The following is a 21,359-nucleotide window of genomic DNA, read 5'->3' as shown; positions in this document are numbered from 1 at the left end:
ATGGTTAACGGAGCGCTTCCGCGTCAGCGCGCGTCGCTGACCCGCGCCAGCACCGGCACAGGTGTGCGTCGGGGCGCCGCTTCGCTCCGGGGCGTTTCATTGCGCGGCTCTGGCTCTGGGCGCTCATTGGAGGGCGCACGCTCTACAGGCGGAGTTGGACGTTGCGGCGGCGGATCCTGTCGCACGGCCACAACATAGCCGCGGATCAGACCGAGCAAGAGCGCGATCCCGCCCGCCAGCACGCCCACCGCCATCACGGCCAGCTTTCGCTTGGATTGCGCCTGAACCGGCGGGGTGGCGCGTGAGACGATCCGGATGGCGTCCGCGCCGCCGGGCGGCATCTCGCGTCGCGCCATGGCGTCCGCCGCCTGAACCGACAACTGGTCCGCAGCTGCGGACCGCGCCGAAACCGCACGGATCAGACGATCATACTCAGACTGCAAGGCGCGCAGGCGATCCACTTGCATGCGGGCGTCGCGCAATTGCGCATTCAGCGAGGACGCAAGGCGCGCTTGGCCGGCGGCGTTGGATTCTTGTTGCAGGCGTGAGGATTCCAGCTCCTGCCAGATCGGATTCACACCGGTGCGGCGCTGTCCCTGGCCATTGGCCCGACCGTCCTGAACGAAGCGCTCAAGCGCCTCGATCTCGCGCTCAACAGCGACCACAGGCGGTGCGTCCGGCTGGTAACGCGCCATCAATTCAGCTTGCCGCACCTGAAGGTCCAGAAGCTGACCCGTCACCGAGTTTTCGACATAGAGTTCGATCGTTTGAGGAATGTCCTGAAGACGCTGCTCCAGCGCTTGCGCCAGCGCGCGCGCCTGGGCCGCATCGGCGTCTGCCGCCAGTTTGCGTCCCTGGATATCAGCCAACCGGCCCAGTGCCGAGTTCAGCTCGGTCTCAAAATCGGTAATGGCGTTGTCCGCCAGGAAGGACCGAAGCGCCTGCTGCGCCGCCTGGGCGTCCCGTTCGGCGGCGTCCAGACGCGCCTGCACGCCGCCTTCATAACCGCCCGTCAGAAGTTCGACCCGGTACCGCAAATAGGCGTCGACAATGGCGTTCACCGTATTGGCGGCCACTTGGGCGTCTTCATTCTTGAACGTGGCGATCAGAAAGCTGGCGTTCGGCGCTCTGGAAACGCCAAACCCGTCGCCCAGCGTCTTGAGCTGTTCAGGATCAGCAGCGCCGGTCAGCTCGATCAGCATGCGACGGCGCACTTCTTCTGACGCCAGAAGATCGGCCTCGGACTGCATGATCTGGTCAAACATGAACTCGCCGCCCGCCCCGGCGGCGCCCGGCGTCAGATCCTCGTCATCCATAATCACCAGCAACCGACTGCCGGCGGTATAGGTCGGCGTCAGGCTCAAATACGCCATCACCGCCAGCGGGATGAAAATGATGAGCGTAATCAGGATGATGAACAGGCGCTGCGTCCACGCGATCGCAACCAGATCCACAAGATCCAGCTCGCGCCGCGCCCGCTCTTCGGCTCTGGTGTCTGAAGACATTGACGTCATAGGTGCATCTGGCGCGATTGCGCTTAATTTTTCCTTAGCCGCCGCCTTTCATGGTGAAGATCTGATTAGGGGAGTCGCCAGCATGAATTCGCCAACACGACGGTCTGTCTTGTCCGGTCTGGGCGTATTGTTGGCAGGTGCGTGCGCGGGCGCGCCGCGGCAAGCCCCACAACAGGGGTTTGAGCCAAACCGCTTTCAGAGCTGGGATGAGACCGCGCCCGCCTATCGCCTGTTTCCGGGCGACGAGGTGGAAGTGGTGGTTCACACCGCAGAAGAGCTCAACCGCACCCTGCCCGTCGGACCGGATGGCCGTGTCAGCCTGCCGCTGGCGGGATCGGTGATGGTGGCGCAGATGACGGGGCCGGAAGCGGCGCGCGCCATTGCGGATCGATATGTCCGCGTCTTGCGCGATCCGATCGTGGAAGTGCGGCCCGTCAGCTATGGCGCGCAACAAATCCTTGTGGGCGGCGAAGTGCGCAGTCCGGGTGTTTATGAAATGGTCAGCCCGCGCATGGGCGTGCTGGAAGCCCTGACCCTCGCCGGCGGCGCCAATAATCGCGCGCGTTTGCGTCAGGTGGTCGTCCTGCGCCGCGCGGAAAACGGCGGCGTCATGATGCGGACGGTCAATGTGCGTGACGCCCAACAGGGCGCGCCTACGGATATGATCCCGCTGGCCCGGCATGACATTGTCTTCGCACCGCGCACTGTAATCGCTGAAATCAACGATTTTACAGAGCTTTACATTCGAAACATCCTGCCGCTCGACAACGCATTCGCCTACGCGTTGGCCGATCAGGTGTTCAATTCGAACTAAGGGAATGCAGACGGATCGAGCCTGTCGCTTCTGGCGGCGATCATGGCTCGATCAGTCTTAGTGCCGGGTGGAGAGCCATTCGCGCGCTGCGGTCAGAGCCGCTGCGAGCTGATCGCCATCCATCTCGGCAGCGACTTCGCTGCGATAGTATTTTGCGGTGTCCGAGCCCATCAGAGAGGCCAGGTTGAACCATTTGTGCGCTTCAATGTAATCGATCACGCCGCACTGGCCGGTCGAATACAAAAGGCCCAGCTTGCACAGGTCTTCGCCGGTCGGGTCCATTTTGACCGCATCGTGCACTTGCGCCGTTTCCACGTCAGTGAAAGCCATTTTAGTCTTCCCATCGTTGGCGGAGGGCCGGACTTTTCGTCCGTGTCGCCTCCGCATCCCACCATGCACCCGAAGCCTTTTCGGTGGCCCGTTGTGCAAGATCAGAATGCGTGTGATGGGTGACCACAGGGTTAAAGAGTCTCAAGAATAACGCCGATTAACCCTTTAATTCCGTTAGACATTCCTACCCAATATTAACCGGCTGACCTGTCCGTCGAAGCGTTCAAGTGCACCCGGAGCGCCTCCCGAACGCCGAAAGCCCCCTGAAATCAAAACGATTCCCAGAAGCAGCAACGCCAAGCCCGCAAGCACGGCCGCCAGGACGAGGTTCAAATCCTCTCCAACGGGCCAAAAATTATTTTCAGCGACGTGCAGCTCTGTCAGCTCATCGCCCAGAAGCACGCTGGCGGCGAGCAAACGCCCCTCGCTGATCGCGCTGATCCGCACCAGCGCCGTAACAGCCTCAGCCTCCGTCAATGTGTGTGACACCCGGATGGTGACCAATGCGCCATCCTGGCGGCGCACCTGATCGTATGCCGCGAACCAGTCTCGACGCGCGGCGGCGTCATAGCCGGCGCGCATCGCAAACTCAGCCATCGCCCGCGTGCAGGCCAATTGACAGGTCCCGGGCTGAGCATAATAGCGGTCAGCCTCAGCCAAGACCGGCATCAGCGCTGTCAGAAGCCGCAAGTCGCGTTCAGGCGCCGCCGGCCCCAACACCAGAGCGTCAAGCCAGTCGCCGTCCAGTCGACCCGCAGCGCGCGCCGCCAGCGCCAGACGCACCGCCGGCGTTTCAAGCTGAGCGTCAAACACAGACAGAGCCAAAGCCGTGCGCACAGGGTCTGCAGATACGGGCGCGGGTCGCGCTCTGATACAGGCCGGCACAGTTTGGGCATGCGACCGCGCAAGCGCGCATCCGAGCGCGATCACCTCCCGCGCATCGGGCAGAATGACCGGGTCGGTCGCCTGAGCGGTTACAAGATCCGCGAACGCATCAAGGTTCAGGGCCTGTGATCCAGGGCGCACAAACCAATGCTCCGCCGCCTGCAGGCTGGATCCATACAGGCGCTGCGCACGCGCAAAGCGGTGCTGCACATCAGGGCTGCTCTCAATCAGCCAGACCGGATCAATCCCCTGCCGCTGCGCATCATCGCTCCGCGCCCGCAGAACGCCGGTGACGATCTGGTTGCGCCGCCAGACGGGCATGGCGACCAGGTCCACCTGCATCATGTCCGGGCGGCGCTCATGACGCATAAGGTGAAGCGCCAGCGCCTCCTCTCCCATCATGGCCGGAAGGCTGGCGGCGAAGGACTGCGCGCGCAAAATGTCTGGTCCGCCCGTCGGGCCTGGCCGCAAGGATTGAGTGAGCTCCGTATTCCATCGCGACAGGATGGGATCAGCTGAGGCCGGGTTCGCCGCTTCATGCAGCGCCGCGTCAAACTGCTCGCTCAAGCTCTGCGGAAGCTGCAGCGCGCCGCCGGGCGCCGCCTCGAGCCCTCGATACGCGAACCAGCCCGCCGCAATGAGCAGCCCCAGAAACAACACAGGACGCAAGGCCGCGAACACGCCGCGCCAGATCAGATAGACTCCGGCCCGCACAGGCCCTGACAGCCATGGCGAACGCGCGCCATAGCGCTCGCTATAGGTGCGAGACCGGTCTGTCTGCGCCCACATTGGAAGTCCCCCTGTCCCTCACCCCCAAATTATGCGGGTTGAAGGCCAAGGGGAAGCCGATTTTACAATTCGTTAAGGTTTGGCGCGCTGACCAAACAGGACGGCGCGCGCCTTTTTCATGTCCTCGCTGTCTTCATCGAGGGGTTTGAACAAATCCTTGCCTACTCTGCGGCCTGTTTTCACCGCCTCGCGCGCGCCGACGCGCTCGACCCAGGCTTTCAGCCGCGGGAATTCGTCCAGATCCTGGCCCTGCCCTTCAGGCAGGATCCACGGCCAGGCGGCCATGTCGGCGATGGAATAAAAATCACCCGCCAGATAGTCCCGGTCCTCAAGAGCCCGCTCGATCACGCCGTACAGACGATGCACTTCATTGGTGTAGCGGTTCTTGCCGTATTCGAGCTTGCTTTCATCGGGCTCGACCTTCTTGGCGTAGGTGCGAAAATGGTGCGCCTGCCCGCACATCGGACCCAGTCCGCCCATCTGCCAGAACAGCCATTCCTCGACCGCCGCCTGCTCACGCGGGTTGGAGCCATAAAACTGCCCCGTCTTGCGCGCGAGATATTGCAAGATCGCGCCGCTTTCGAAAATCGAGATCGGCTGGCCGTCCGGGCCGTCCGGATCAACGATGGCCGGCATGCGGTTATTGGGGCTGATTTTCAGGAAATCGGGTTCGAACTGCTCGCCCAGACCGATATTGACCGGCTTGATCTCGTAGGGAAGGCCCATTTCCTCAAGCGCGATGGTGACTTTCCATCCATTCGGGGTCGGCCAGTAATAGAGCTCGATCGGCTGGGTCATTCGGTTCTCCATGCCCTGTAAAACAGCTTCAGGCGGCATATGTCGGGGTCTGCGACCATTCGTGCAAGACATTGCGGCTTCACGAGCCCGCGAGGGAAGGCTAAAGAGCGCGCCATGACCGATATCATCTTGACTGACCAGACCCTCGAACCGGTGTCGTTCAAACTCGCCGGTGAGGATCCCGCAGCTTTCGCCCGCGCACTGGGCGCGAGTTTTCGTGAAACCGGCTTCGCCGTGATCAGTGATCATCCTGTCGATCAGGATGTGATTGACCGCGCGTTGGAAGACGCCAAAGCGTTCTTCGCCCTGCCTGAAGCCGCCAAGCAAAGCTATGTGGTGGAAAACGGCGGCGGGCAGCGCGGCTATACGCCGTTCGGCACCGAAAACGCCAAGGGCATGGCGCAAAAGGACCTCAAGGAATTCTGGCACCATGGCCGGAACCTGCCGCAGGGCCACCCCTATTCAGACGTGATGCCGCCCAATGTGCCGGTGTCTGATCATGCGCGCTTTGACGACAGCGTGCAGGCGCTGTTCGCGGCGCTCGACGAGATGGGCGCGGTGCTGCTTCAGGCGCTGGCGAAGGATCTCGGGCTTGATGAGAGCTGGTTCTCCAAAACCGTCAATGACGGCAATTCCATCCTGCGCCTTCTGCACTATCCGCCCATCGACGGCGATCCGTCGGGCGTGCGCGCGGGCGCCCATGAAGACATCAACGTCATCACCTTATTGCTGGGCGCGGAAGAAGCCGGCTTGCAGGTGAAGACCAAGACCGGCGCCTGGTTGCCGGTGCAGCCGCCCGAAGGCGCGCTGGTGGTCAATATCGGCGACATGCTGCAACGCCTGACCAACCATGTGTATCCGTCGACCACGCACCGGGTGGTGAACCCGTCCAAAGAGCGCATGGCGTTTTCGCGCTATTCCACGCCCTTCTTCCTGCACTTCAATCCCGATTTCCTGATCGAGACCCTGCCCGGCTGCGTCAGCGACGACACTCCGAACCGCTACCCCGAGCCGATGACCGCACACGACTATCTGCTCGAGCGCCTGCGTGAAATCGGGCTGATGTAAGCGTCACCTTGACGTTACATCGCTCCCGCGCCATGTTACCCCAAGGTGACATGGCGTATCGGAGTCTTCCATGGACGAGCTTGAAAAGATCAATGGGCGCATGCGCGCCTTTCTGTTGTGCCAGGCCGCAGGATTCTTCGCCTGGCAGGCGGCGGACGGCGTCGGGACATCGCCCCAGACTCCAGACAGCTGGATGGGACCGGGCCTTGTGATCAGCGGCGTCGGATTCGGGCTCTGGCTGGTGACGATCATCTTGTACTTTGGCGATGCGTTCCGCGCTTACAAGACTGTCGGCTATGACATCATCAATGATGAATGGGCGCGCGATGTCCGCCGCCGCGCAGCGGAAGCCGCGTTCTGGGTCATCACGGTCGCGACTGTGCTCGCCATGACGATCAATCAATTCGGTCTGGATGGCGGCATGTTGCTCAAGATTCTGACCGGCCTGTCGGTGTCGAGCTTCTTTCTCGCCGCCGTGCATTATGACCGCCAGGGCGAAACCGGGGCTGAAGAATGAAAGATGCAGCGCTCGGCAACGCCATGAAGGCCCTGCGCGCCGAAGCGGGCCTGACCCAGGCCGAGCTGGCGTTGCAGGTGGGTGTGACGCGCAAGACGATCAACACGGTGGAGAACGGGGTTTTCATCCCCTCCGCCTTGCTGGCGCTGAAGATCGCCCAGGCTTTAGGGCAAAAGGTCGAAAGCGTGTTCTGGATTCGAGATGAGTCCGGGGACGACTAAACACCATCTCCTGTGAACACATCCGCTTGAGCGCGATTGCTGCGCGCCAGGCCCTGCCCTAGCTTCACAGCCCGACTGCTCACTTGACCTGGATACGCCTCATGCCTGACGCCTCAGCGCCGCTGATCAAATTCTCAGACCCTCTTGTCACGGCGAAAGGCGAAACCCGCGCCAGCGTCGGGTTTGATACGCTCAAGACGCTGTGGTTCAACACCGGCACGCTGTGCAATATCGAGTGCAAGAACTGCTACATCCTCAGCTCCCCCACCAATGATGCGCTGGTCTATCTGACCGAGGCGGACGTGGTCTCCTATCTCGACGAGATCGACGCGCTCGGATTCGGTCAGATCGAGATCGGCTTTACGGGCGGAGAGCCCTTCATGAACCCGGACATGGTCCGGCTAATGGAGGTGTCACTGGAGCGCGGACATGACGTTCTGGTCCTGACCAACGCCATGAAGCCGATGATGCGGCCACGCGTGCAGACAGGCCTTTTGGACCTTCAGGCCCGGTTCGGCGACCGGATCGAGATGCGGCTGAGCCTCGATCACTACACCCGCGCCTATCATGACGAAGAACGCGGCGTCGGCGGGTTTGACGCCACGCTGGAGGGTCTGAAATGGCTCTCAGATCACGGTTTCACCCTCAGCGCTGCAGGCCGCTCGCTCTGGCATGAGACCGACGCCGAAGCGCGCGCCGGTTTCAAGGCGTTGTTTGAAGACCTCGGCGCGGATATCCCGAGCGAGGATCCGTCCCGCCTGGTGATATTTCCCGAAATGGATGAGAGCGGCGATCCGCCTGAGATCACGGTGGATTGCTGGGGCATTCTGAACAAGAATCCAGACGACATCATGTGCGCCAGCCAGCGCATGGTGATCAAACGGCGCGGCGCGACACGCGCCAGCGTCGTCGCCTGCACCCTTCTGCCCTATGAAGACGAGTTCGAGCTGGCGCAAACGCTGGAAGAGAGCCTGAAGCCTGTGCGCCTGAACCATAAATTCTGCGCCCAGTTCTGCGTTCAGGGCGGGGCTAGCTGTTCGGCTTAAGCCTCTGAAGGCTCGGACCGGTCCGGCAGGGCTTTCACGTGAAGATCCATTTGCGGGAACGGGATCTCGATCCCCTCTTCATGCAAGCGGTCCCACAAGGCGAGATAGACGTCAGAGCGCACATTCGCTTGGCCGTTCTGGGGATCGCGAATCCAAAAGCGCAGGTCGAAATTCACCGACGAATCGCCAAACTCCATGACATTGCAGACCGGGTCGCGCTCGGCGACCACCCGGTTCACCGTCTTGGCGGCTTCAATGGCGAGGGTCTGCACCGCCTTAAGATCGCGCGTGCCGTATGACACGCCAAACGGCGCATGCATGCGCACGATGTGATCAGATTTCGACCAGTTGGTGACGCCGTTATTGATGAAATGATCGTTCGGCAGCAGCATTTCGGTGCCGTCGCGCGTCCGGATCGATACGTAGCGCGCCTGCATGCCTGTGACCCAGCCGAACTGACCATCCACCTCGATGGCGTCGCCGGGCTTGATGGACTTGTCCGCCAATAGCGTGAAACCGGCCGCGAAGTTCGACACGGTCTTTTGCAGGCCCAGACCGACACCGATGCCGACAGCGCCGGAGAAAATCGCTAGCGTGGCGAGGTTGAAGCCCGTCATCTGCAGCGCGATCAACAGCGCCAGCACGGGCAACAACACGCCCAGAACCTTCGAGATCAGGGCGCTCAGCGCCGGGGAAATCTCGTCGGACTTCTGCAATTGCTTGTCGAGCGTCCGCCCCGCGAAGCTCGCAATCGAGAACAGCAGGCCGAAATAGATCATCGTCCGCAGCACGTCGAACAGGCTCAGCGAGACCGGCTCACCCTCGCTGGTTTCTCCCAGCGGGATGGACAGCGCCTGAAGCTGAGCGATCACATCGTCGAGCAGGCCGAACACGTCGAGCGCCGCCACGGGCCAGATGATATAAAACGCCAGCCGGGACCAGAATTGCGAGCGGATGATCAACGTCACCGCCCGGATCAACAGCCAGGCGCTCATCAGGCTGATCGCCGCGCTGACGATGGCGACCGGCCGATCCAGCGCCCCCAGGCCGACCCGGATCATGGTCAGCACCAGATACAGCGCCAGAGGCGTCATCAAGGCGAGCGCCGCCGTCAGCAGCCGGCGCCACATCCCGGTCTTGATGCGGGTTTTCGTGCCCTCATGGATCAGATTGCGCAGGCGCGGCCCGAACATCAGCGCCGGAACGAACGCCGCCAGGATCAGGCCCAGCTGCAAGGCGTTGTCGAAATTGAGCACAGAGACCTGCACCCAATCGAGCAACGCTTCCGCGCGCGTGCGGATTTCATCAACCGGGACGATGTCAGACAGGGCGGATTCAGGCTGTTGGGTCATGCCGCCAAGGGTAGCGCGTTCGCATTGCGTGTCACTAGAGCGCGTGCGGACAGCCGCCAACTTATCCGCCCCCTCTCTCCTGTGAGCCATACTCTGCCTCGTTCCTTCCGTGACGGGCGGCCGGCGCGTTCAGGCTGGGAGGGGCGAGATGTCCCGAGCATAGAGCGTGTGACGCGCGCTCCATGCGAAAAGGCGGGTCATCATCGTACGGTCCAGGGCGGCGGCGTCTGATGAGACGGCGACTGCACCGGCGGCGCGACATCGCAGAAGTCTCCGTGCGGTGATCCCGACAAAACATCTCCAGCGCGGGAGCCGGGTATGGCTTCCAAGACTTATCGCTCACCTCTAACGGCCCGCTCCCGCGCGACCCGTCATTTGGTTCACCCCTGCGTTTGCGCGCGGGGCTATGGGTGCGTCTTATACAAGACTCTAAACCCGTCATCCCGGCCTTGAGCCGGGATCTACTGCAGGCATCTCTGTGATCAGAACAGAGAGGTTCCGGTAGATCCCGGATCGCGACGCGTCCGGGCTGACAGATTGAGAGCCCAAACAAAAAAACCCCGGAGCCTGGCTCCGGGGTTTTGTTCTGCAGCGCTGGAAAGCCTAGCCCAGCAGTTTCTTGGCGAGGATTTCGTTGACGGCTTGCGGGTTCGCCTTGCCGCCCATTTCCTTCATCACCTGGCCCACGAACCAGCCCATGGTCTTGGGCTTGTCCTTGACCTTTTCGGCCTGTTCGGGGTTCGCCGCGATCAGGTCGTCGATGACCTTCTCGATGGCGCCGGTGTCGGTGACCTGTTTCATGCCGCGCTCGTCGACGATCTTGGCCGGGTCGCCGCCTTCCGCCCAGACGATCTCGAACACGTCCTTGGCGATCTTGCCGGAAATGGTCTTGTCGCTGATCAGCGAGACGATGCCGCCCAGCTGTTCGGGGCTGATCGGGCTTTCGGTGATCCCGAGGCCCTCTTTGTTGAGGCGACCGAACAGCTCGTTATTCACCCAGTTGGCGGCGAGCTTGGGATCCCGGCCTTCCAGCACCTTCTCGAAATAGTCCGCGCGGTCCTTGTCGGCGGCCAGAACCGAGGCGTCGTATTCCGACAGGCCGAGCTCCTCGACGAAGCGCTTGCGCTTGTCGGCGGGCAGTTCGGGCAGGTTCGCCTTCAGATCGTCGACAAAGCTCTGCTCGAGCACCAGCGGCAGCAGGTCGGGATCAGGGAAATAGCGATAATCATGCGCTTCTTCTTTCGAACGCATGGACCGGGTCACCCCGGCGTTGGCGTCAAACAGGCGCGTTTCCTGATCAATCGTCCCGCCCTCTTCCAGGATATCCACCTGACGCTGGGCCTCAAACTCGATGGCCTGCATGATGAAGCGCAGCGAGTTGACGTTCTTGATCTCGCAGCGCGTGCCCAGATGCTCGAACGAGCCGGTCTCGATGAACTTCTCGTACTGGCCCGGGCGACAGACCGACACGTTCACATCGGCGCGCATCTGGCCCTTTTCCATATCGCCGCCGCAGGTGTCGAGATAGCGCAGGATCGTGCGCAGGGTGCGCACATAGGCCGCCGCATCAGCGGGGGTGCGCAAATGCGGACGCGAGACGATCTCCATCAGCGCAACGCCGGAGCGGTTGAGATCCACATAGGTGGCGGTGGGATCAAGGTCGTGGATGGACTTGCCCGCGTCCTGCTCAAGGTGCAGGCGCTCGATCCCCACGGTGAACAGGGTGCCGTCATCGCGTTCGCACTCGATCTCGCCTTCGCCCACGATCGGATGCGCGAACTGGCTGATCTGATAGCCCTGGGGCAGGTCGGGATAGAAATAATTCTTCCGGTCAAAGCGCGAGAAATTATTGATCTGGGCGTTCAGACCCAGGCCCGTGCGCACGGCTTGCGCGACGCAGGCCTCGTTGATCACCGGCAACATGCCCGGCATGGCGGCGTCAACCAGGCTCACTTGCGTGTTGGGCTCCGCGCCAAAGGCCGTCGCCGCGCCGGAAAACAGTTTGGCGTTGGATTTGACCTGGGCGTGCACCTCAAGCCCCATGACGATTTCCCAATCGCCCGTGGCGCCGTTGATGACGTAGGTGTGCTCGCTGCTCATGGCGGTCTTCTCTATCTCAACTAACAAGGATCATCCTCACACAGGCGTGACGATGACGCTTCCGATTTTCTCTCCGGCTTCCACCCGTTTATGGGCGTCGGCGCACTCTTCCAAGGCGTAACAGCTGTCGATGCGCGGTTTCAGCGCGCCCTCGGCCAGCGCACGGCTGACATCGGCCACCGCGCCCGCCCGCTGGGCCGGGGTCAGGGTGTAGACGAACACGCTCTGAAATCCGGCGTTCTTGAACATCAGATCGTAAAACGGCAGTTCGGGCGTCTTCTCACCCTCGCTGCCATAGCTGGCGATCAGGCCGTGCGGACGGATCAGCGCGGCGGACGCCGCCAGATTACCGCCGAACTCCACTTCGACGATATGATCGACGCCCTCGCCGTCTGTGGCGGCCTCGACCGCTTCGACCACATCCTGGTGGCGGTAATTGATCACATCATCCGCGCCGGCCTCGAGCGCCGCTTCGGCTTTTTCCGGGCCGGAGACGGTCGCGATGACAAAGCGCGCGCCCATCCATTTCGCCAGCTGGATCGCCTGCAGCCCCACAGCCCCGGCGCCGCCGGTGACCAGCACCGTCTTGCCCTGCACCGGACCATTGGCCGTCAGCGCGCGATGGGCGGTCAAAGCCGGAATGCCCAAGCTCGCGCCTTCTTCGAAACTCACAGCGTCCGGCAGGCCGCCTGTGAACTCGACCGGCACGACGCAAATCTCGGCGCAGGTTCCGCCGGCGCGCTTATAGGCGGCGTTAAATACAAACACCCGCTCGCCGATCCGGGCCGGGTCGACGCCCTCGCCCACCGATTTGATAACGCCTGCGCCATCTGAATGCGGGATTTGCCGCGCGACGCTCATCGGGGCGCGCAGACCGGCGCGCGTTTTCACGTCTGACGGGTTCACGCCCGACGCCTTGATGAAGACCGCCACCTCTCCGGGGCCGGGCTTGGGCTCCGGGCGCTCGCCGAGCGTCAGCACGTCCTCGGCTGCGCCCTGATCCTCATACCAGATCGCGCGCATCAGTCGGGCTCCCCGTCAGGCTTGGGCGCGACGTCGGGCGGATTTTTCGCCATCTCGTCGAGCGAGCGTTTGAGCCGGGTGAAGAAAATGGTGTTCATCACCCCGATGCCGCCGGTCACAAGAAGCGTAATCCCCACCGCCATCTGCACGCCGCCCTCGCCCAGTCGCCCGGACGCCAGAAGCGCACCGAATATGGCGACCAGCCCGAAGCCGATCATGAGGAGGCGGGGAAGCGGCATCACCCCCACCAGTTCTCCGGCTTCGCGGTGAAGCCTGCGGCCTGTTCCAGCGCGCCGCCGACGGCGAACATGGTTTCCTCGTCCAGCGCCTTGGTGATGACCTGAAGGCCCAGCGGCAGGCCGGACTTGTCCAGCCCCGCCGGAACGCTCATCGCCGGGATGCCGGCGATATTGGCGGTCACGGTGAAGATGTCATTGAGATACATCTCGATGGGATCGGCGTCCGCTTTGCTGCCAATGCCGAAGGCGGCGCTTGGGGTGGTCGGCGTCAGGATGGCGTCCACGCCCTCAAAAGCGGCGTTGAAATCTTCGAGGATTTTCCGGCGGACTTTCAGCGCCTTGAGGTAATAGGCGTCATAATATCCCGCGCTCAGCACATAGGTGCCGATCAGGATGCGGCGCTGGACCTCATCGCCAAAGCCCTGACCGCGCGTCTTTTCATAGGTGTCGGTCAGGTCATCGCCCTCGACCCGCTGGCCGTAGCGCATGCCGTCATAGCGCGCCAGATTGGACGAGGCTTCCGCCGGCGCGATGATGTAGTAGGCCGGCAGGGCGTATTTCGTCATCGGCAGGGAAATCTCGACGATCTCCGCGCCCTGCTCTTTCAGCCATTGGGCGCCCTTCTCCCACAAGGCATCAATGTCAGACGGCATGCCGTCGACGCGATACTCTTTCGGGATGCCGATGCGCAGGCCCTTCACGCCGCGGCTGACCGCCGAGACCATGTCCGGCACAGGACCGGGATAAGAGGTTGAATCCTTGGGGTCATGGCCAGACATGACCTGAGTGAGCAATGCTGTGTCCTTCACCGTCTTGCCGAACGGACCCGGATGGTCGAGCGAGCTGGCGAACGCCACCACGCCCCAGCGCGAACAGCGGCCATAGGTGGGTTTCGCGCCCACAAGGCCGGTGAAGGCCGCCGGCTGGCGGATGGAGCCGCCGGTGTCGGTGCCGGTCGCGCCATAGGAAATGCCAGCCGCCAGCGCCGCGGCCGAGCCGCCCGAGCTGCCGCCCGGAACCAGCTTCTCGTCCGAGCCCTTGGCGCGCCAGGGGTTCACCACCGGGCCGGTGGCCGAAGTTTCATTGGACGAGCCCATGGCGAATTCATCCATGGAGGTCTTGGCAAAGAACACCGCGCCCGCATCCCAGAGGTTCTGGGTGACGCTGGATTCATAGCGCGGCTTGAAGCCCTTGAGGATGTTGGAGCTGGCGGTGGTCTCCACGCCATACACGCCGAACAGATTCTTGATCGCTATGGGCGCGCCTTCCAGAAGGCCCGCCTTGCCTGCAGCGCGGCGCGCGTCAGAGGCCTGCGCCATCTCGCGCGCCTTGTCGCCATCGATCGAGGTGAAGCAGTTGAGCGCGCCTTGCGCCGCTTCCGCCGCCTTCACGGTCGCGTCAGCGACCTCAACCGCCGAGAAGTCTTTCTTCTCAAGGCCGTCGAGCACGTCAAACAGGGAGAGCTGGGTAAACTCGGTCATCGCGCTTACTCCACGCTCTTGGGCACCACGAAGAAGCCTTCTTCGGCTTTCGGGGCGTTGGCCAGAATGTCGTCGCGCTTGCCGCCATCGGTGATCTCGTCCGCGCGCAGAGGCAGCGGGGTCTGCACCGGGGTGGTCATCGGCTCGACGCCTGTGACGTCCACTTCATCAAGCTGCTCGACCCAGTCGAGAATGCCGTTGAGTTCATTGGTGAGCGAATCGAGACGGTCGCTCGGCTCGGCGATGCGGGCCAGACGCGCAATGCGCCGGACATCGTCTTGGGTCACAGACATGGGCAGGTCTCCGGATGGGAGGGCAAGACTAAGCGCTCTGCGTACCAACGCCGGTGCTGCGGCGCAAGATTGTGACGGAGTCAGCCTCTTCCAAAGACAGGCTGACAGGCCTAAACCGGGCGCATGTTGTTTCTAGAACCCGCGCTCCTTCCCAAAGGGCCGCTGATGGCGGTCGATCCCGGCACGAAAACGCTGGGCGTCGCCGTCTCCAACACCGACCGCACGCTGGTCACGCCGCTGACCACCATCCAGCGCGTCAAGTTCACCCCGGACGCCCAGGCGCTGCTGACGCTCTATGACGAGCGCAAATGCGCCGGTCTGATCGTGGGGCTGCCCTTGCACATGAATGGCGGGGATGGCCGCCGGGCGCAGTCCTCGCGCTCCTTCGTGACGAATCTTTTGCGCCTGCGCGATCTGCCGGTGTGCTTTCAGGACGAGCGGCTGAGCACCTTCGCGGCGACCGAATCCCTGCTGGAGGCGGGCGTGAAGCACGCCCAGCACAAGGATTTCGTGGATGCCCAGGCGGCGGCGGTGATTCTGGAAAGCGCCATCGCCCGGATCAATGAAGGCCTGAGCCCGCCGCTGTCATCGCCGGACGATCCCTTGTCATGACCGGGGTCGCCGACGCTCTCATCCCCATTTTCGGCGTCATCGCCTTAGGCTGGATCATGCGTCGGTCAGGTCTGGTGCGCACCGAGCTGTGGCTGGGCGTCAACCGGCTCAGCTATCAGGCTTTGCTGCCCGCCTTGCTGTTCTCGACGATTTCACGCGCCGATTATGCCGGCCTGCCCGCCGGGCCTTTCCTGATCGCGGTGACGCTGGGCTTTCTGGTGATGGGCGTTGTGACCCTGGGGTTCAAACTGCTGCCCGTGGATGGTCCGGCCTATACCAGCCTGTTTCAGGGCTCGGTGCGCTGGAACGGATTTGTCTTTCTGGCGGTGGCGGGCCCCGCCTTTGGTCAGGAAGGCGAAGCGCTGGCGGCCCTGGTGTTCGCGCCGACCGTGCCGCTGGTGAACATCATGTCCGTGGCGGTGCTGACGATCTGGGGCGCCAGCCAGGTCAGTCCGAATATCCGCCGCGTGGGACTGCGGCTCGTCACCAATCCGCTGATCATCGCCTGTCTGGCGGGCGCGCTGGCGAATGCTGTGGGTTTGTTTCAATCCGGCCCGGTCGCAAAAACGGCGGAGCTGGCCGGGCGCGCCGCGCTGCCCCTGATCCTGTTGGCGATCGGCGCCGGTCTTGATTTCTCGGCGCTCAAAACCCGCCCGGGACTGTTGAGCCTGGGCATTGTGCTGAAACTTGTCGTCGCGCCCGCCGTCTTTCTGGCCCTGGGCCTGCTCATGCAGGTGGAAGGCACGGCCCTGGCGCTTTTGGTGATGGTCGGCGCGACGCCGGGCGCCGCCGGCGCCTATGTGCTGGCGGCTGAAATGGGCGGGGACACGCGCCTCATGGCCGGCCATGTGACCGCCACAACCATTCTGGCCTTCTTCGCCATCCCCTTCTGGATCTGGATCGCCGGTCTATGACGCAGATCATCCTGTTCGCCTTCCTGCCCGTCTTCGTCGTCATCGCACTGGGCTATGGCGTGCGCGCCAGCGGCTATATTCCCCGCGAGCACTGGCGGGGTGTGAACGCGCTGAACCATCGTCTCCTGCTGCCGAGTTTCCTGTTCACGCTTCTGGCGCAGGCGGAGTTTGACGGCGGCGCCTCGCTGATGATCGGCGGCGTGTCGGCCCTGGGGTCCGCCATCATGATCGTCCTGGCCCTGGGATTGGGCCGTCTGGTCAGCAATTCCGGCCGGATCACCGCGCCCATGATCGCCACCGCCGTGATGTGGAACATCGTTCTCACACTGGCGTTGGCGGACCGGCTGCTGGGCGACGCCATCGCCAGCGCCGGCGCCGCGGTGTCCGCCACAGGCGTCATCATCGGGGCGGCCGCCGCGGTGGCGAGCTTCGCCCTCACTTCAGGGCGCGGCCTGAGCGCAGCGCTCGCCAAAACCGCACGCGATCCTGTGGTGCTCGCCTGCGTGCTCGGCCTCATCGCCAATCTGTCCGGACTGGGACGGATTGCGTTTCTCACAGCGCCGATCGAGATGATCGGGGCCGGCTCCATGGCGGTGATCTTGCTCTCCATGGGCGCAGGGCTGGATTTCAAGGCGCTCAAAGGCCGGATGACGGTGCTGTTGTCCGCCGCCGTGCTGCGCACCGTCATCGGGCCAGTGGTCTATCTGGGACTGGCGCTGGCGTTCGGCCTGACGGGGGATCTGGCGGTGCTGATGGCGATTGCGGGCGCGGCCCCCGCCGCCGCCTTCATCTACGCCGTCGCCGCCGATTTTGACGGCGAGGCCGGACTGACCGCGGGCATGATCACCCTCACCGTTCTGACCAGCCTGATCACCCTGCCGGTGGCGGCCGCGATCGCCCTGTCGCTCTGACAGGCTCTGATTTCTGACACGGGCCAGCTTGCCCGAACCCGTGTGCGCGCCTATACCCCCGCGAACGCTTATCGGGAGGCGCCTTTATGGAGCGCACAGGCTTCGCTTATGATTTTCCCCATGACAGCCTGTTGAGCGTCGGGGATCTCAACCCGCTCGACGTGCAGATGATTTTCGAGCGCGCCCGGCATCATTTCGACGCCGCGCGCCGCGGCGACAAGCAGGGCGACACCCTCAAGGGCCTCACCCAGATCAATCTGTTCTTTGAGAACTCCACCCGCACGTTGGCGAGTTTCGAAATCGCCGCCAAACGCCTCGGTGCGGATGTGGTGAACTTCGCCGCCGGAAGCGCCTCGATCTCCAAGGGCGAAAGTCTCGACGACACCGCCCTCACCCTCGCCGCCATGCGCCCGGACGTGCTGGTCGTGCGCCATAAATCAGCGGGCGCGGCAGCGCATTTCGCGCGCGTCACAGGCGTGCCGACGGTCAATGCCGGCGACGGCGCCCACGAACACCCCACCCAGGCCCTGCTGGACGCCTTCACCCTGACCCGGCGCTGGGGCGAGGTTGGCGGCCGCCGCATCCTGATCGTCGGCGACATCCTGCATTCGCGCGTGGCGCGCTCAAACGTCTCGCTGCTGAACCTTCTGAACGCGGAAGTGCGCCTGTGCGGTCCCGCCACCTTGCTGCCCGCCGACGCCGATCGCTGGGGCGTCACGGTGTTTCATGATCTTGAGGAAGCGCTTGAAGGCTGCGACGCGGTGATGGCGCTGCGCATCCAGAAAGAGCGCATGACCGGCGGGCTGATCCCGTCAGACCGCGAATACGCCGCGCTCTGGGGGCTGAACGAAGCCCGGCTTGAACGCGCCAGCCCCGATTGCCTTGTGATGCATCCCGGCCCGATGAATCGCGGCGTGGAGATCGACGGCGCGCTGGCGGACGATCCCGACCGCGCGGTCATTCTTGATCAGGTGGAAAGCGGCGTCGCCGTACGTTCCGCCATTCTCGAACTGATCACCGGACGCGCGCCCAACGGCGCGATCGCCGACATGCGCGCCCATGACATGGACGGGCTGGGAGACGGCGCATGATGCTCTTTGAAAACGCCCGACTGATCGACCCCGCCTCCGGACGCGATGAGTTCGGCGCCCTGCGTATTCGCGACGGCCTGATCGTGGAGAGCGGGCCGGACCTGACGCCCTCTGACGATGAACGCGTCATCGACGTCAAGGGCGCCGCCCTCGCTCCGGCGCTGATCGACATGCGCTGCACGGCGGACCCGGCCTCCACCGGCGCTCGCGGCGTGGACGCTGCAGCGCGCGCCGCGGCGGCGGGCGGCGTGGCGACGCTGGTGCTCTCGCCTGAAAGCGGTGACGGCTTCAAACGTCCCGAAGATATTGCGGCGGTAGATGCTGCGGCCCTGACGAGCGCGGTGCGCCTGTATGCGGCGGGTTTGTGCGTCAGCTCTCAAGAAGACATGGCGGAAATCGGCCTGATGCTGCGCGCCGGCGCGCTCTATCTGGGCGATGGCGGCCAGCCGATCCTGGATACGCGCCTGGCGCGCCGGGTGCTCGCCTACACGGCGGGTTTTGACGCCTGGGTCAGCCTGCGTCCCGAAGACACCGGGCTCAGCCGCGGCACAATGGCGACGGAAAGCGATCTGTCCATGCGCCTGGGCCTGCCTTCGCGTCCTGCGCAATCAGAAGCCATGGCCCTGAAGCGCGATGCGGCGCTGGCCGCGCTCACCGGCGCCCGGCTGATCTTTGACCGCGTCACCACCCAGGACGCCCTGAACGCGGCGGCGGACGCCCGCGCAAGCGGTCTGGAAGTCGCGGTCACCGCGCCGCTCACCCATCTGAGCTTTAACGACCTGGATACGGGCGGGCTCGATCCGCGCTATCGTCTCGAACCGCCTTTGCGCAGTGAGAGCGACCGTGAAGCGCTGATCACCGCCCTTGCCGAAGGCCGGATCGACGCCATCGTGTCAGACCATGTGGCCTGCACCAATGAATCCAAAGCCCATCCCTTCCCCGAAGCCGCGCCCGGCGCCGCCAGTCTGGAAGCGCTGCTGCCGGTTCTGTGCACGCTTGCGCAGGACGGCCATATGAGCCTCGCGGACGCCTTGCGGCCCGTCACTTGCGGCCCTGCGGACATTCTGGGTCTGGAACAGGGCCGACTGGACAATGGCGCCCCCGCCGATCTGGTGGTGTTTGATCCCAACGCCCCCTTCGTTTACGGCCGCGGCCCCATGCAATGCCGGGCCCCCAGCGCCTTTTCTGGCCGCCGAATGTTCGGCAAGGCCTTGATCACCATCGCGGAAGGCGCGATTATCTATCAACTGGAAGACGAGTAGTCATGTTTCATCCCTGGTTCGCGGCGGCGCTGGTCGTCGGCTATGTGTTCGGTTCGATCCCGTTCGGCCTGCTGCTGACCCGGCTGGCGGGGCTCGGGGATATTCGCGCCGTGGGGTCGGGCAATATCGGCGCGACCAATGTGCTGCGCACCGGACGCAAGGATCTGGCGCTCGCCACGCTGATACTGGATTCAGGCAAGGCGGGTTTCGCGTGTCTGTTGTTCACCGCGCTCGCCTCGCCCACAGCGGGTTTGATCGCTGGCGGCGCAGCGTTTTTCGGCCATTGTTTCCCGGTCTGGCTGAAGTTTCAGGGCGGAAAGGGCGTCGCGACCTTTCTGGGCGTGCTGCTAGCGGCCTTCTGGCCGGTCGGCGTGCTGACCTGCCTGGTCTGGCTGGGCATGGCGCTCATGATGCGCATGTCTTCGCTCGCAGCGCTCACCTCGGCCCTGGCCGCGCCGCTTCTGGCCTACGCCTTCGGCCAGGAAGCCGTTGCGGTGCTGGCCCTGTTCCTGGCGGTGCTGCTCTATTGGCGGCACAAGGACAATATCAGCCGCATCCTCACAGGTGAGGAACCCAAGATCGGGGCGAAGAAAGCGTGAGGCGACAGGCCCTCTCCCCGAAAGAGCGTGTGGACTGGCTTCGCCTGTCGCGCACATCGGGGGTCGGACCTGTCACCTTCGCCAAGCTGATCGAGCGGTTTGAGACCGCATCCAACGCCATCGACAATCTCGCCGATCTGTCAAAACGTGGCGGACGGTCAAAGCCGCTGAAAGCCCACTCTCGCGAGCACGCTGAAGCCGAGCTTGAGGATCACGATCAGCTGGGCGCGCGTTTGTTGTGTGCGTGCGAGCCGGACTTCCCCGCCGATCTCGCCGCTATTGATCCGCCGCCGCCGGTGATCAGCGTCAAAGGGCCGCTGGTTCTCAAGGACCGGCTGATTTGCGCCATGGTGGGCGCCCGCAACGCCTCTGCGGCGAGCCTACGCTTTGCAGGCGATCTGGCGCGGGGCTTGGGCGAGCGCGGCGTGATCGTGGCGTCGGGGCTGGCGCGCGGCATTGACGGCGCCGCCCATGCCGCCAGCCTGGAGACCGGAACCATCGCCGTGCTGGCGGGCGGGCTGACCTCGATTTATCCGCCCGAACATGAAGCGCTCTATCACGCCATCGCCGAACAAGGCCTCCTGGTGAGCGAAACGCCCCTGCGCTATTCCCCGCAAGCGCGCGATTTTCCGCGTCGCAACCGGCTGATTTCCGGGCTCTCTCTGGGCGTTCTGGTGGTTGAGGCCGCCGAACGCTCCGGCTCGCTGATCACGGCTCGGTATGGGCTGGAGCAAAATCGCGAAGTCATGGCCGTCCCCGGCTCTCCCATGGATCCGCGGGCGCGGGGCTCAAACCGTCTGCTGCAGGACGGCGCCGCGCTGGTGCAGGGGGTGGAGGATGTGCTGGCGGTGCTGTCCGGCGCTCGCCGCTCCAGCCTTCAGGAACCGGGCGGGTCGGAGTTTGAAGACGAATTTGACGATGCGGACGCGCTCAATGACGCTGTCGAGGATATCCGCGAACGCATCGCCGCGCTGCTGTCGCCCACCCCAGTGTCGCGCGATGAGCTGGCGCGCCTGACGAAATCGCCCGCCCGTGTGGTTCTGGCCGCTCTCGTGGAGCTGGAGCTGGCGGGCCGCTGCGAGATCTGGCCCAACGGCATGGTCTGCAGCGCCTATCAGCCCTGACGCGCCCTACTCCCTTGGGCTGCCGTCGGGATGAAAGGGAAACAGCGTATCCGCATCGACGCCTGGGGTCGCCTTGGGCGCGTTCTGCGTCAGATGTCTGCACTCTTGCTCGATCACATGCGCGGCGGTCGCCAGCATGACCGAGGAATTGTTCAGATCCGCCCGATGCGCCACATGAGACAAGGCGGAGAGCATTTCGATGAGATAGCCCGCCGCTTCTTCGGTCCTGGCGGATGCGGGCTGCGTCTCGTCACTATTGGATGAGTTTTGAGAGGGAGATTGTATCATGCGCGCGCTTTGATTGCCCGTGGAACAACTTAATGGCGAGCCGTATACCTGTGCTCGCGCCAAGGCAAGCGGAAGCGCCATGTTGACA

Annotated in this window: 23 protein-coding genes; 12 read left to right on the top strand and 11 right to left on the bottom strand. The window is 63.8% G+C overall.

The annotated features are described in order from the left end of the window. Positions 1-23 precede the first annotated feature (23 nt). Positions 24-1,514: a GumC family protein gene (locus ACTIGF_RS10690; protein WP_439636875.1), complete on the bottom strand. Its 1,491-nt coding sequence runs from the start codon at positions 1,512-1,514 to the stop codon at positions 24-26. 82 nt (positions 1,515-1,596) lie between these two features. Here ACTIGF_RS10690 and ACTIGF_RS10685 point away from each other — a divergent pair, with 82 nt between their 5' ends. Beyond that, positions 1,597-2,328: a polysaccharide biosynthesis/export family protein gene (locus ACTIGF_RS10685; RefSeq protein WP_439636874.1), complete on the top strand. Its 732-nt coding sequence runs from the start codon at positions 1,597-1,599 to the stop codon at positions 2,326-2,328. Positions 2,329-2,385: 57 nt separating this feature from the next. Here the strand turns inward: ACTIGF_RS10685 and ACTIGF_RS10680 are convergent, their stop codons facing one another. From ACTIGF_RS10680 to ACTIGF_RS10670, 3 genes are all read right to left on the bottom strand, one after another. Beyond that, the gene (locus ACTIGF_RS10680; RefSeq protein ID WP_430432037.1) at positions 2,386-2,658 is read right to left on the bottom strand and encodes a hypothetical protein; all 273 of its coding nucleotides are present in this window, start codon (positions 2,656-2,658) and stop codon (positions 2,386-2,388) included. 174 nt (positions 2,659-2,832) lie between these two features. Further along, positions 2,833-4,332, bottom strand: a complete 1,500-nt coding sequence (locus ACTIGF_RS10675) for a hypothetical protein (RefSeq protein ID WP_439636873.1) — start codon at positions 4,330-4,332, stop codon at positions 2,833-2,835. A 72-nt stretch (positions 4,333-4,404) separates the two neighbouring features. After that, complete coding sequence (locus ACTIGF_RS10670) at positions 4,405-5,130, bottom strand: glutathione S-transferase family protein (RefSeq protein WP_439636872.1); 726 nt, start codon at positions 5,128-5,130, stop codon at positions 4,405-4,407. Positions 5,131-5,244: 114 nt separating this feature from the next. Between ACTIGF_RS10670 and ACTIGF_RS10665 the strand changes: the two genes are divergently transcribed. The 4 genes from ACTIGF_RS10665 (at position 5,245) to ACTIGF_RS10650 (ending at position 7,982) form a co-directional block, all read left to right on the top strand. Next, a complete protein-coding gene (locus ACTIGF_RS10665; protein ID WP_439636871.1) occupies positions 5,245-6,198 on the top strand; it encodes an isopenicillin N synthase family dioxygenase in 954 nt (317 codons plus the stop codon). A 70-nt stretch (positions 6,199-6,268) separates the two neighbouring features. Continuing rightward, the gene (locus ACTIGF_RS10660) at positions 6,269-6,715 is read left to right on the top strand and encodes a hypothetical protein (RefSeq protein ID WP_439636870.1); all 447 of its coding nucleotides are present in this window, start codon (positions 6,269-6,271) and stop codon (positions 6,713-6,715) included. Continuing rightward, a complete protein-coding gene (locus tag ACTIGF_RS10655; RefSeq protein ID WP_439636869.1) occupies positions 6,712-6,936 on the top strand; it encodes a helix-turn-helix transcriptional regulator in 225 nt (74 codons plus the stop codon). The genes ACTIGF_RS10660 and ACTIGF_RS10655 overlap by 4 nt, the downstream gene beginning before the upstream one ends. A 101-nt stretch (positions 6,937-7,037) precedes the next feature. Further along, positions 7,038-7,982, top strand: coding sequence for a radical SAM protein (locus tag ACTIGF_RS10650; RefSeq protein WP_439636868.1), 945 nt, complete (start codon positions 7,038-7,040; stop codon positions 7,980-7,982). Here ACTIGF_RS10650 and ACTIGF_RS10645 read toward each other — a convergent pair. The 6 genes from ACTIGF_RS10645 to gatC all read right to left on the bottom strand — a co-directional run bounded on the left by ACTIGF_RS10645 (position 7,979) and on the right by gatC (position 14,470). Beyond that, positions 7,979-9,334 (bottom strand): mechanosensitive ion channel family protein, encoded by a 1,356-nt coding sequence (locus ACTIGF_RS10645; RefSeq protein ID WP_439636867.1) that lies wholly within the window; start codon positions 9,332-9,334, stop codon positions 7,979-7,981. The two genes, ACTIGF_RS10650 and ACTIGF_RS10645, sit on opposite strands and share 4 nt — an antisense overlap. A gap of 603 nt (positions 9,335-9,937) precedes the next feature. Continuing rightward, positions 9,938-11,434 (bottom strand): Asp-tRNA(Asn)/Glu-tRNA(Gln) amidotransferase subunit GatB, encoded by a 1,497-nt coding sequence (gene gatB / locus ACTIGF_RS10640; RefSeq protein WP_439636866.1) that lies wholly within the window; start codon positions 11,432-11,434, stop codon positions 9,938-9,940. 36 nt (positions 11,435-11,470) lie between these two features. Beyond that, positions 11,471-12,457, bottom strand: coding sequence for an NADPH:quinone reductase (locus ACTIGF_RS10635; RefSeq protein ID WP_439636865.1), 987 nt, complete (start codon positions 12,455-12,457; stop codon positions 11,471-11,473). Further along, positions 12,457-12,696 (bottom strand): hypothetical protein, encoded by a 240-nt coding sequence (locus tag ACTIGF_RS10630; RefSeq protein WP_439636864.1) that lies wholly within the window; start codon positions 12,694-12,696, stop codon positions 12,457-12,459. The genes ACTIGF_RS10635 and ACTIGF_RS10630 overlap by 1 nt, the downstream gene beginning before the upstream one ends. Further along, positions 12,696-14,177, bottom strand: coding sequence for an Asp-tRNA(Asn)/Glu-tRNA(Gln) amidotransferase subunit GatA (gene gatA / locus ACTIGF_RS10625; protein WP_439636863.1), 1,482 nt, complete (start codon positions 14,175-14,177; stop codon positions 12,696-12,698). Before gatA ends, ACTIGF_RS10630 begins: the two co-directional genes overlap by 1 nt. Before the next feature lie 5 nt (positions 14,178-14,182). After that, positions 14,183-14,470 carry an Asp-tRNA(Asn)/Glu-tRNA(Gln) amidotransferase subunit GatC gene (gene gatC / locus ACTIGF_RS10620; RefSeq protein ID WP_022702094.1) on the bottom strand — a complete coding sequence of 96 codons (288 nt, stop codon included), beginning with the start codon at positions 14,468-14,470 and terminating at the stop codon, positions 14,183-14,185. Between the two features lie 165 nt (positions 14,471-14,635). On the opposite strand from gatC, the gene ruvX reads away from it, so the two are divergent. The 7 genes from ruvX (at position 14,636) to dprA (ending at position 20,983) form a co-directional block, all read left to right on the top strand. Beyond that, complete coding sequence (gene ruvX / locus ACTIGF_RS10615) at positions 14,636-15,082, top strand: Holliday junction resolvase RuvX (RefSeq protein WP_439636862.1); 447 nt, start codon at positions 14,636-14,638, stop codon at positions 15,080-15,082. Then, a complete protein-coding gene (locus ACTIGF_RS10610; RefSeq protein WP_439636861.1) occupies positions 15,079-15,996 on the top strand; it encodes an AEC family transporter in 918 nt (305 codons plus the stop codon). Before ruvX ends, ACTIGF_RS10610 begins: the two co-directional genes overlap by 4 nt. Further along, positions 15,993-16,907 (top strand): AEC family transporter, encoded by a 915-nt coding sequence (locus tag ACTIGF_RS10605; RefSeq protein ID WP_439636860.1) that lies wholly within the window; start codon positions 15,993-15,995, stop codon positions 16,905-16,907. Before ACTIGF_RS10610 ends, ACTIGF_RS10605 begins: the two co-directional genes overlap by 4 nt. A gap of 86 nt (positions 16,908-16,993) precedes the next feature. After that, complete coding sequence (locus tag ACTIGF_RS10600) at positions 16,994-17,998, top strand: aspartate carbamoyltransferase catalytic subunit (protein ID WP_022702090.1); 1,005 nt, start codon at positions 16,994-16,996, stop codon at positions 17,996-17,998. Continuing rightward, complete coding sequence (locus tag ACTIGF_RS10595; protein ID WP_439636859.1) at positions 17,995-19,260, top strand: dihydroorotase; 1,266 nt, start codon at positions 17,995-17,997, stop codon at positions 19,258-19,260. The genes ACTIGF_RS10600 and ACTIGF_RS10595 overlap by 4 nt, the downstream gene beginning before the upstream one ends. Before the next feature lie 2 nt (positions 19,261-19,262). Next, the gene (plsY, locus tag ACTIGF_RS10590) at positions 19,263-19,859 is read left to right on the top strand and encodes a glycerol-3-phosphate 1-O-acyltransferase PlsY (protein WP_439636858.1); all 597 of its coding nucleotides are present in this window, start codon (positions 19,263-19,265) and stop codon (positions 19,857-19,859) included. After that, complete coding sequence (gene dprA / locus ACTIGF_RS10585) at positions 19,856-20,983, top strand: DNA-processing protein DprA (RefSeq protein ID WP_439636857.1); 1,128 nt, start codon at positions 19,856-19,858, stop codon at positions 20,981-20,983. The genes plsY and dprA overlap by 4 nt, the downstream gene beginning before the upstream one ends. Positions 20,984-20,989: 6 nt before the next feature. Here dprA and ACTIGF_RS10580 read toward each other — a convergent pair whose 3' ends face one another. After that, on the bottom strand, positions 20,990-21,271 hold the full coding sequence (locus ACTIGF_RS10580; RefSeq protein ID WP_439636856.1) for a hypothetical protein: 282 nt from the start codon (positions 21,269-21,271) through the stop codon (positions 20,990-20,992). Positions 21,272-21,359: the final 88 nt, after the last annotated feature.

This window comes from Oceanicaulis sp. (genome assembly GCF_051859625.1).
Lineage (GTDB): Bacteria > Pseudomonadota > Alphaproteobacteria > Caulobacterales > Maricaulaceae > Oceanicaulis.
This window is presented reverse-complemented; position numbering and strand designations above follow the sequence as displayed.

Excerpts from the sequence above, each read along its gene's own strand:
- ACTIGF_RS10690 (WP_439636875.1), bottom strand. The coding sequence starts at position 1,514 with ATGACGTCAATGTCTTCAGACACCAGAGCCGAAGAGCGGGCGCGGCGC.
- ACTIGF_RS10685 (WP_439636874.1), top strand. The coding sequence starts at position 1,597 with ATGAATTCGCCAACACGACGGTCTGTCTTGTCCGGTCTGGGCGTATTG.
- ACTIGF_RS10680 (WP_430432037.1), bottom strand. The coding sequence starts at position 2,658 with ATGGCTTTCACTGACGTGGAAACGGCGCAAGTGCACGATGCGGTCAAA.
- ACTIGF_RS10675 (WP_439636873.1), bottom strand. The coding sequence starts at position 4,332 with ATGTGGGCGCAGACAGACCGGTCTCGCACCTATAGCGAGCGCTATGGC.
- ACTIGF_RS10670 (WP_439636872.1), bottom strand. The coding sequence starts at position 5,130 with ATGACCCAGCCGATCGAGCTCTATTACTGGCCGACCCCGAATGGATGG.
- ACTIGF_RS10665 (WP_439636871.1), top strand. The coding sequence starts at position 5,245 with ATGACCGATATCATCTTGACTGACCAGACCCTCGAACCGGTGTCGTTC.
- ACTIGF_RS10660 (WP_439636870.1), top strand. The coding sequence starts at position 6,269 with ATGGACGAGCTTGAAAAGATCAATGGGCGCATGCGCGCCTTTCTGTTG.
- ACTIGF_RS10655 (WP_439636869.1), top strand. The coding sequence starts at position 6,712 with ATGAAAGATGCAGCGCTCGGCAACGCCATGAAGGCCCTGCGCGCCGAA.
- ACTIGF_RS10650 (WP_439636868.1), top strand. The coding sequence starts at position 7,038 with ATGCCTGACGCCTCAGCGCCGCTGATCAAATTCTCAGACCCTCTTGTC.
- ACTIGF_RS10645 (WP_439636867.1), bottom strand. The coding sequence starts at position 9,334 with ATGACCCAACAGCCTGAATCCGCCCTGTCTGACATCGTCCCGGTTGAT.
- gatB (WP_439636866.1), bottom strand. The coding sequence starts at position 11,434 with ATGAGCAGCGAGCACACCTACGTCATCAACGGCGCCACGGGCGATTGG.
- ACTIGF_RS10635 (WP_439636865.1), bottom strand. The coding sequence starts at position 12,457 with ATGCGCGCGATCTGGTATGAGGATCAGGGCGCAGCCGAGGACGTGCTG.
- ACTIGF_RS10630 (WP_439636864.1), bottom strand. The coding sequence starts at position 12,696 with ATGCCGCTTCCCCGCCTCCTCATGATCGGCTTCGGGCTGGTCGCCATA.
- gatA (WP_439636863.1), bottom strand. The coding sequence starts at position 14,177 with ATGACCGAGTTTACCCAGCTCTCCCTGTTTGACGTGCTCGACGGCCTT.
- gatC (WP_022702094.1), bottom strand. The coding sequence starts at position 14,470 with ATGTCTGTGACCCAAGACGATGTCCGGCGCATTGCGCGTCTGGCCCGC.
- ruvX (WP_439636862.1), top strand. The coding sequence starts at position 14,636 with ATGGCGGTCGATCCCGGCACGAAAACGCTGGGCGTCGCCGTCTCCAAC.
- ACTIGF_RS10610 (WP_439636861.1), top strand. The coding sequence starts at position 15,079 with ATGACCGGGGTCGCCGACGCTCTCATCCCCATTTTCGGCGTCATCGCC.
- ACTIGF_RS10605 (WP_439636860.1), top strand. The coding sequence starts at position 15,993 with ATGACGCAGATCATCCTGTTCGCCTTCCTGCCCGTCTTCGTCGTCATC.
- ACTIGF_RS10600 (WP_022702090.1), top strand. The coding sequence starts at position 16,994 with ATGGAGCGCACAGGCTTCGCTTATGATTTTCCCCATGACAGCCTGTTG.
- ACTIGF_RS10595 (WP_439636859.1), top strand. The coding sequence starts at position 17,995 with ATGATGCTCTTTGAAAACGCCCGACTGATCGACCCCGCCTCCGGACGC.
- plsY (WP_439636858.1), top strand. The coding sequence starts at position 19,263 with ATGTTTCATCCCTGGTTCGCGGCGGCGCTGGTCGTCGGCTATGTGTTC.
- ACTIGF_RS10580 (WP_439636856.1), bottom strand. The coding sequence starts at position 21,271 with ATGATACAATCTCCCTCTCAAAACTCATCCAATAGTGACGAGACGCAG.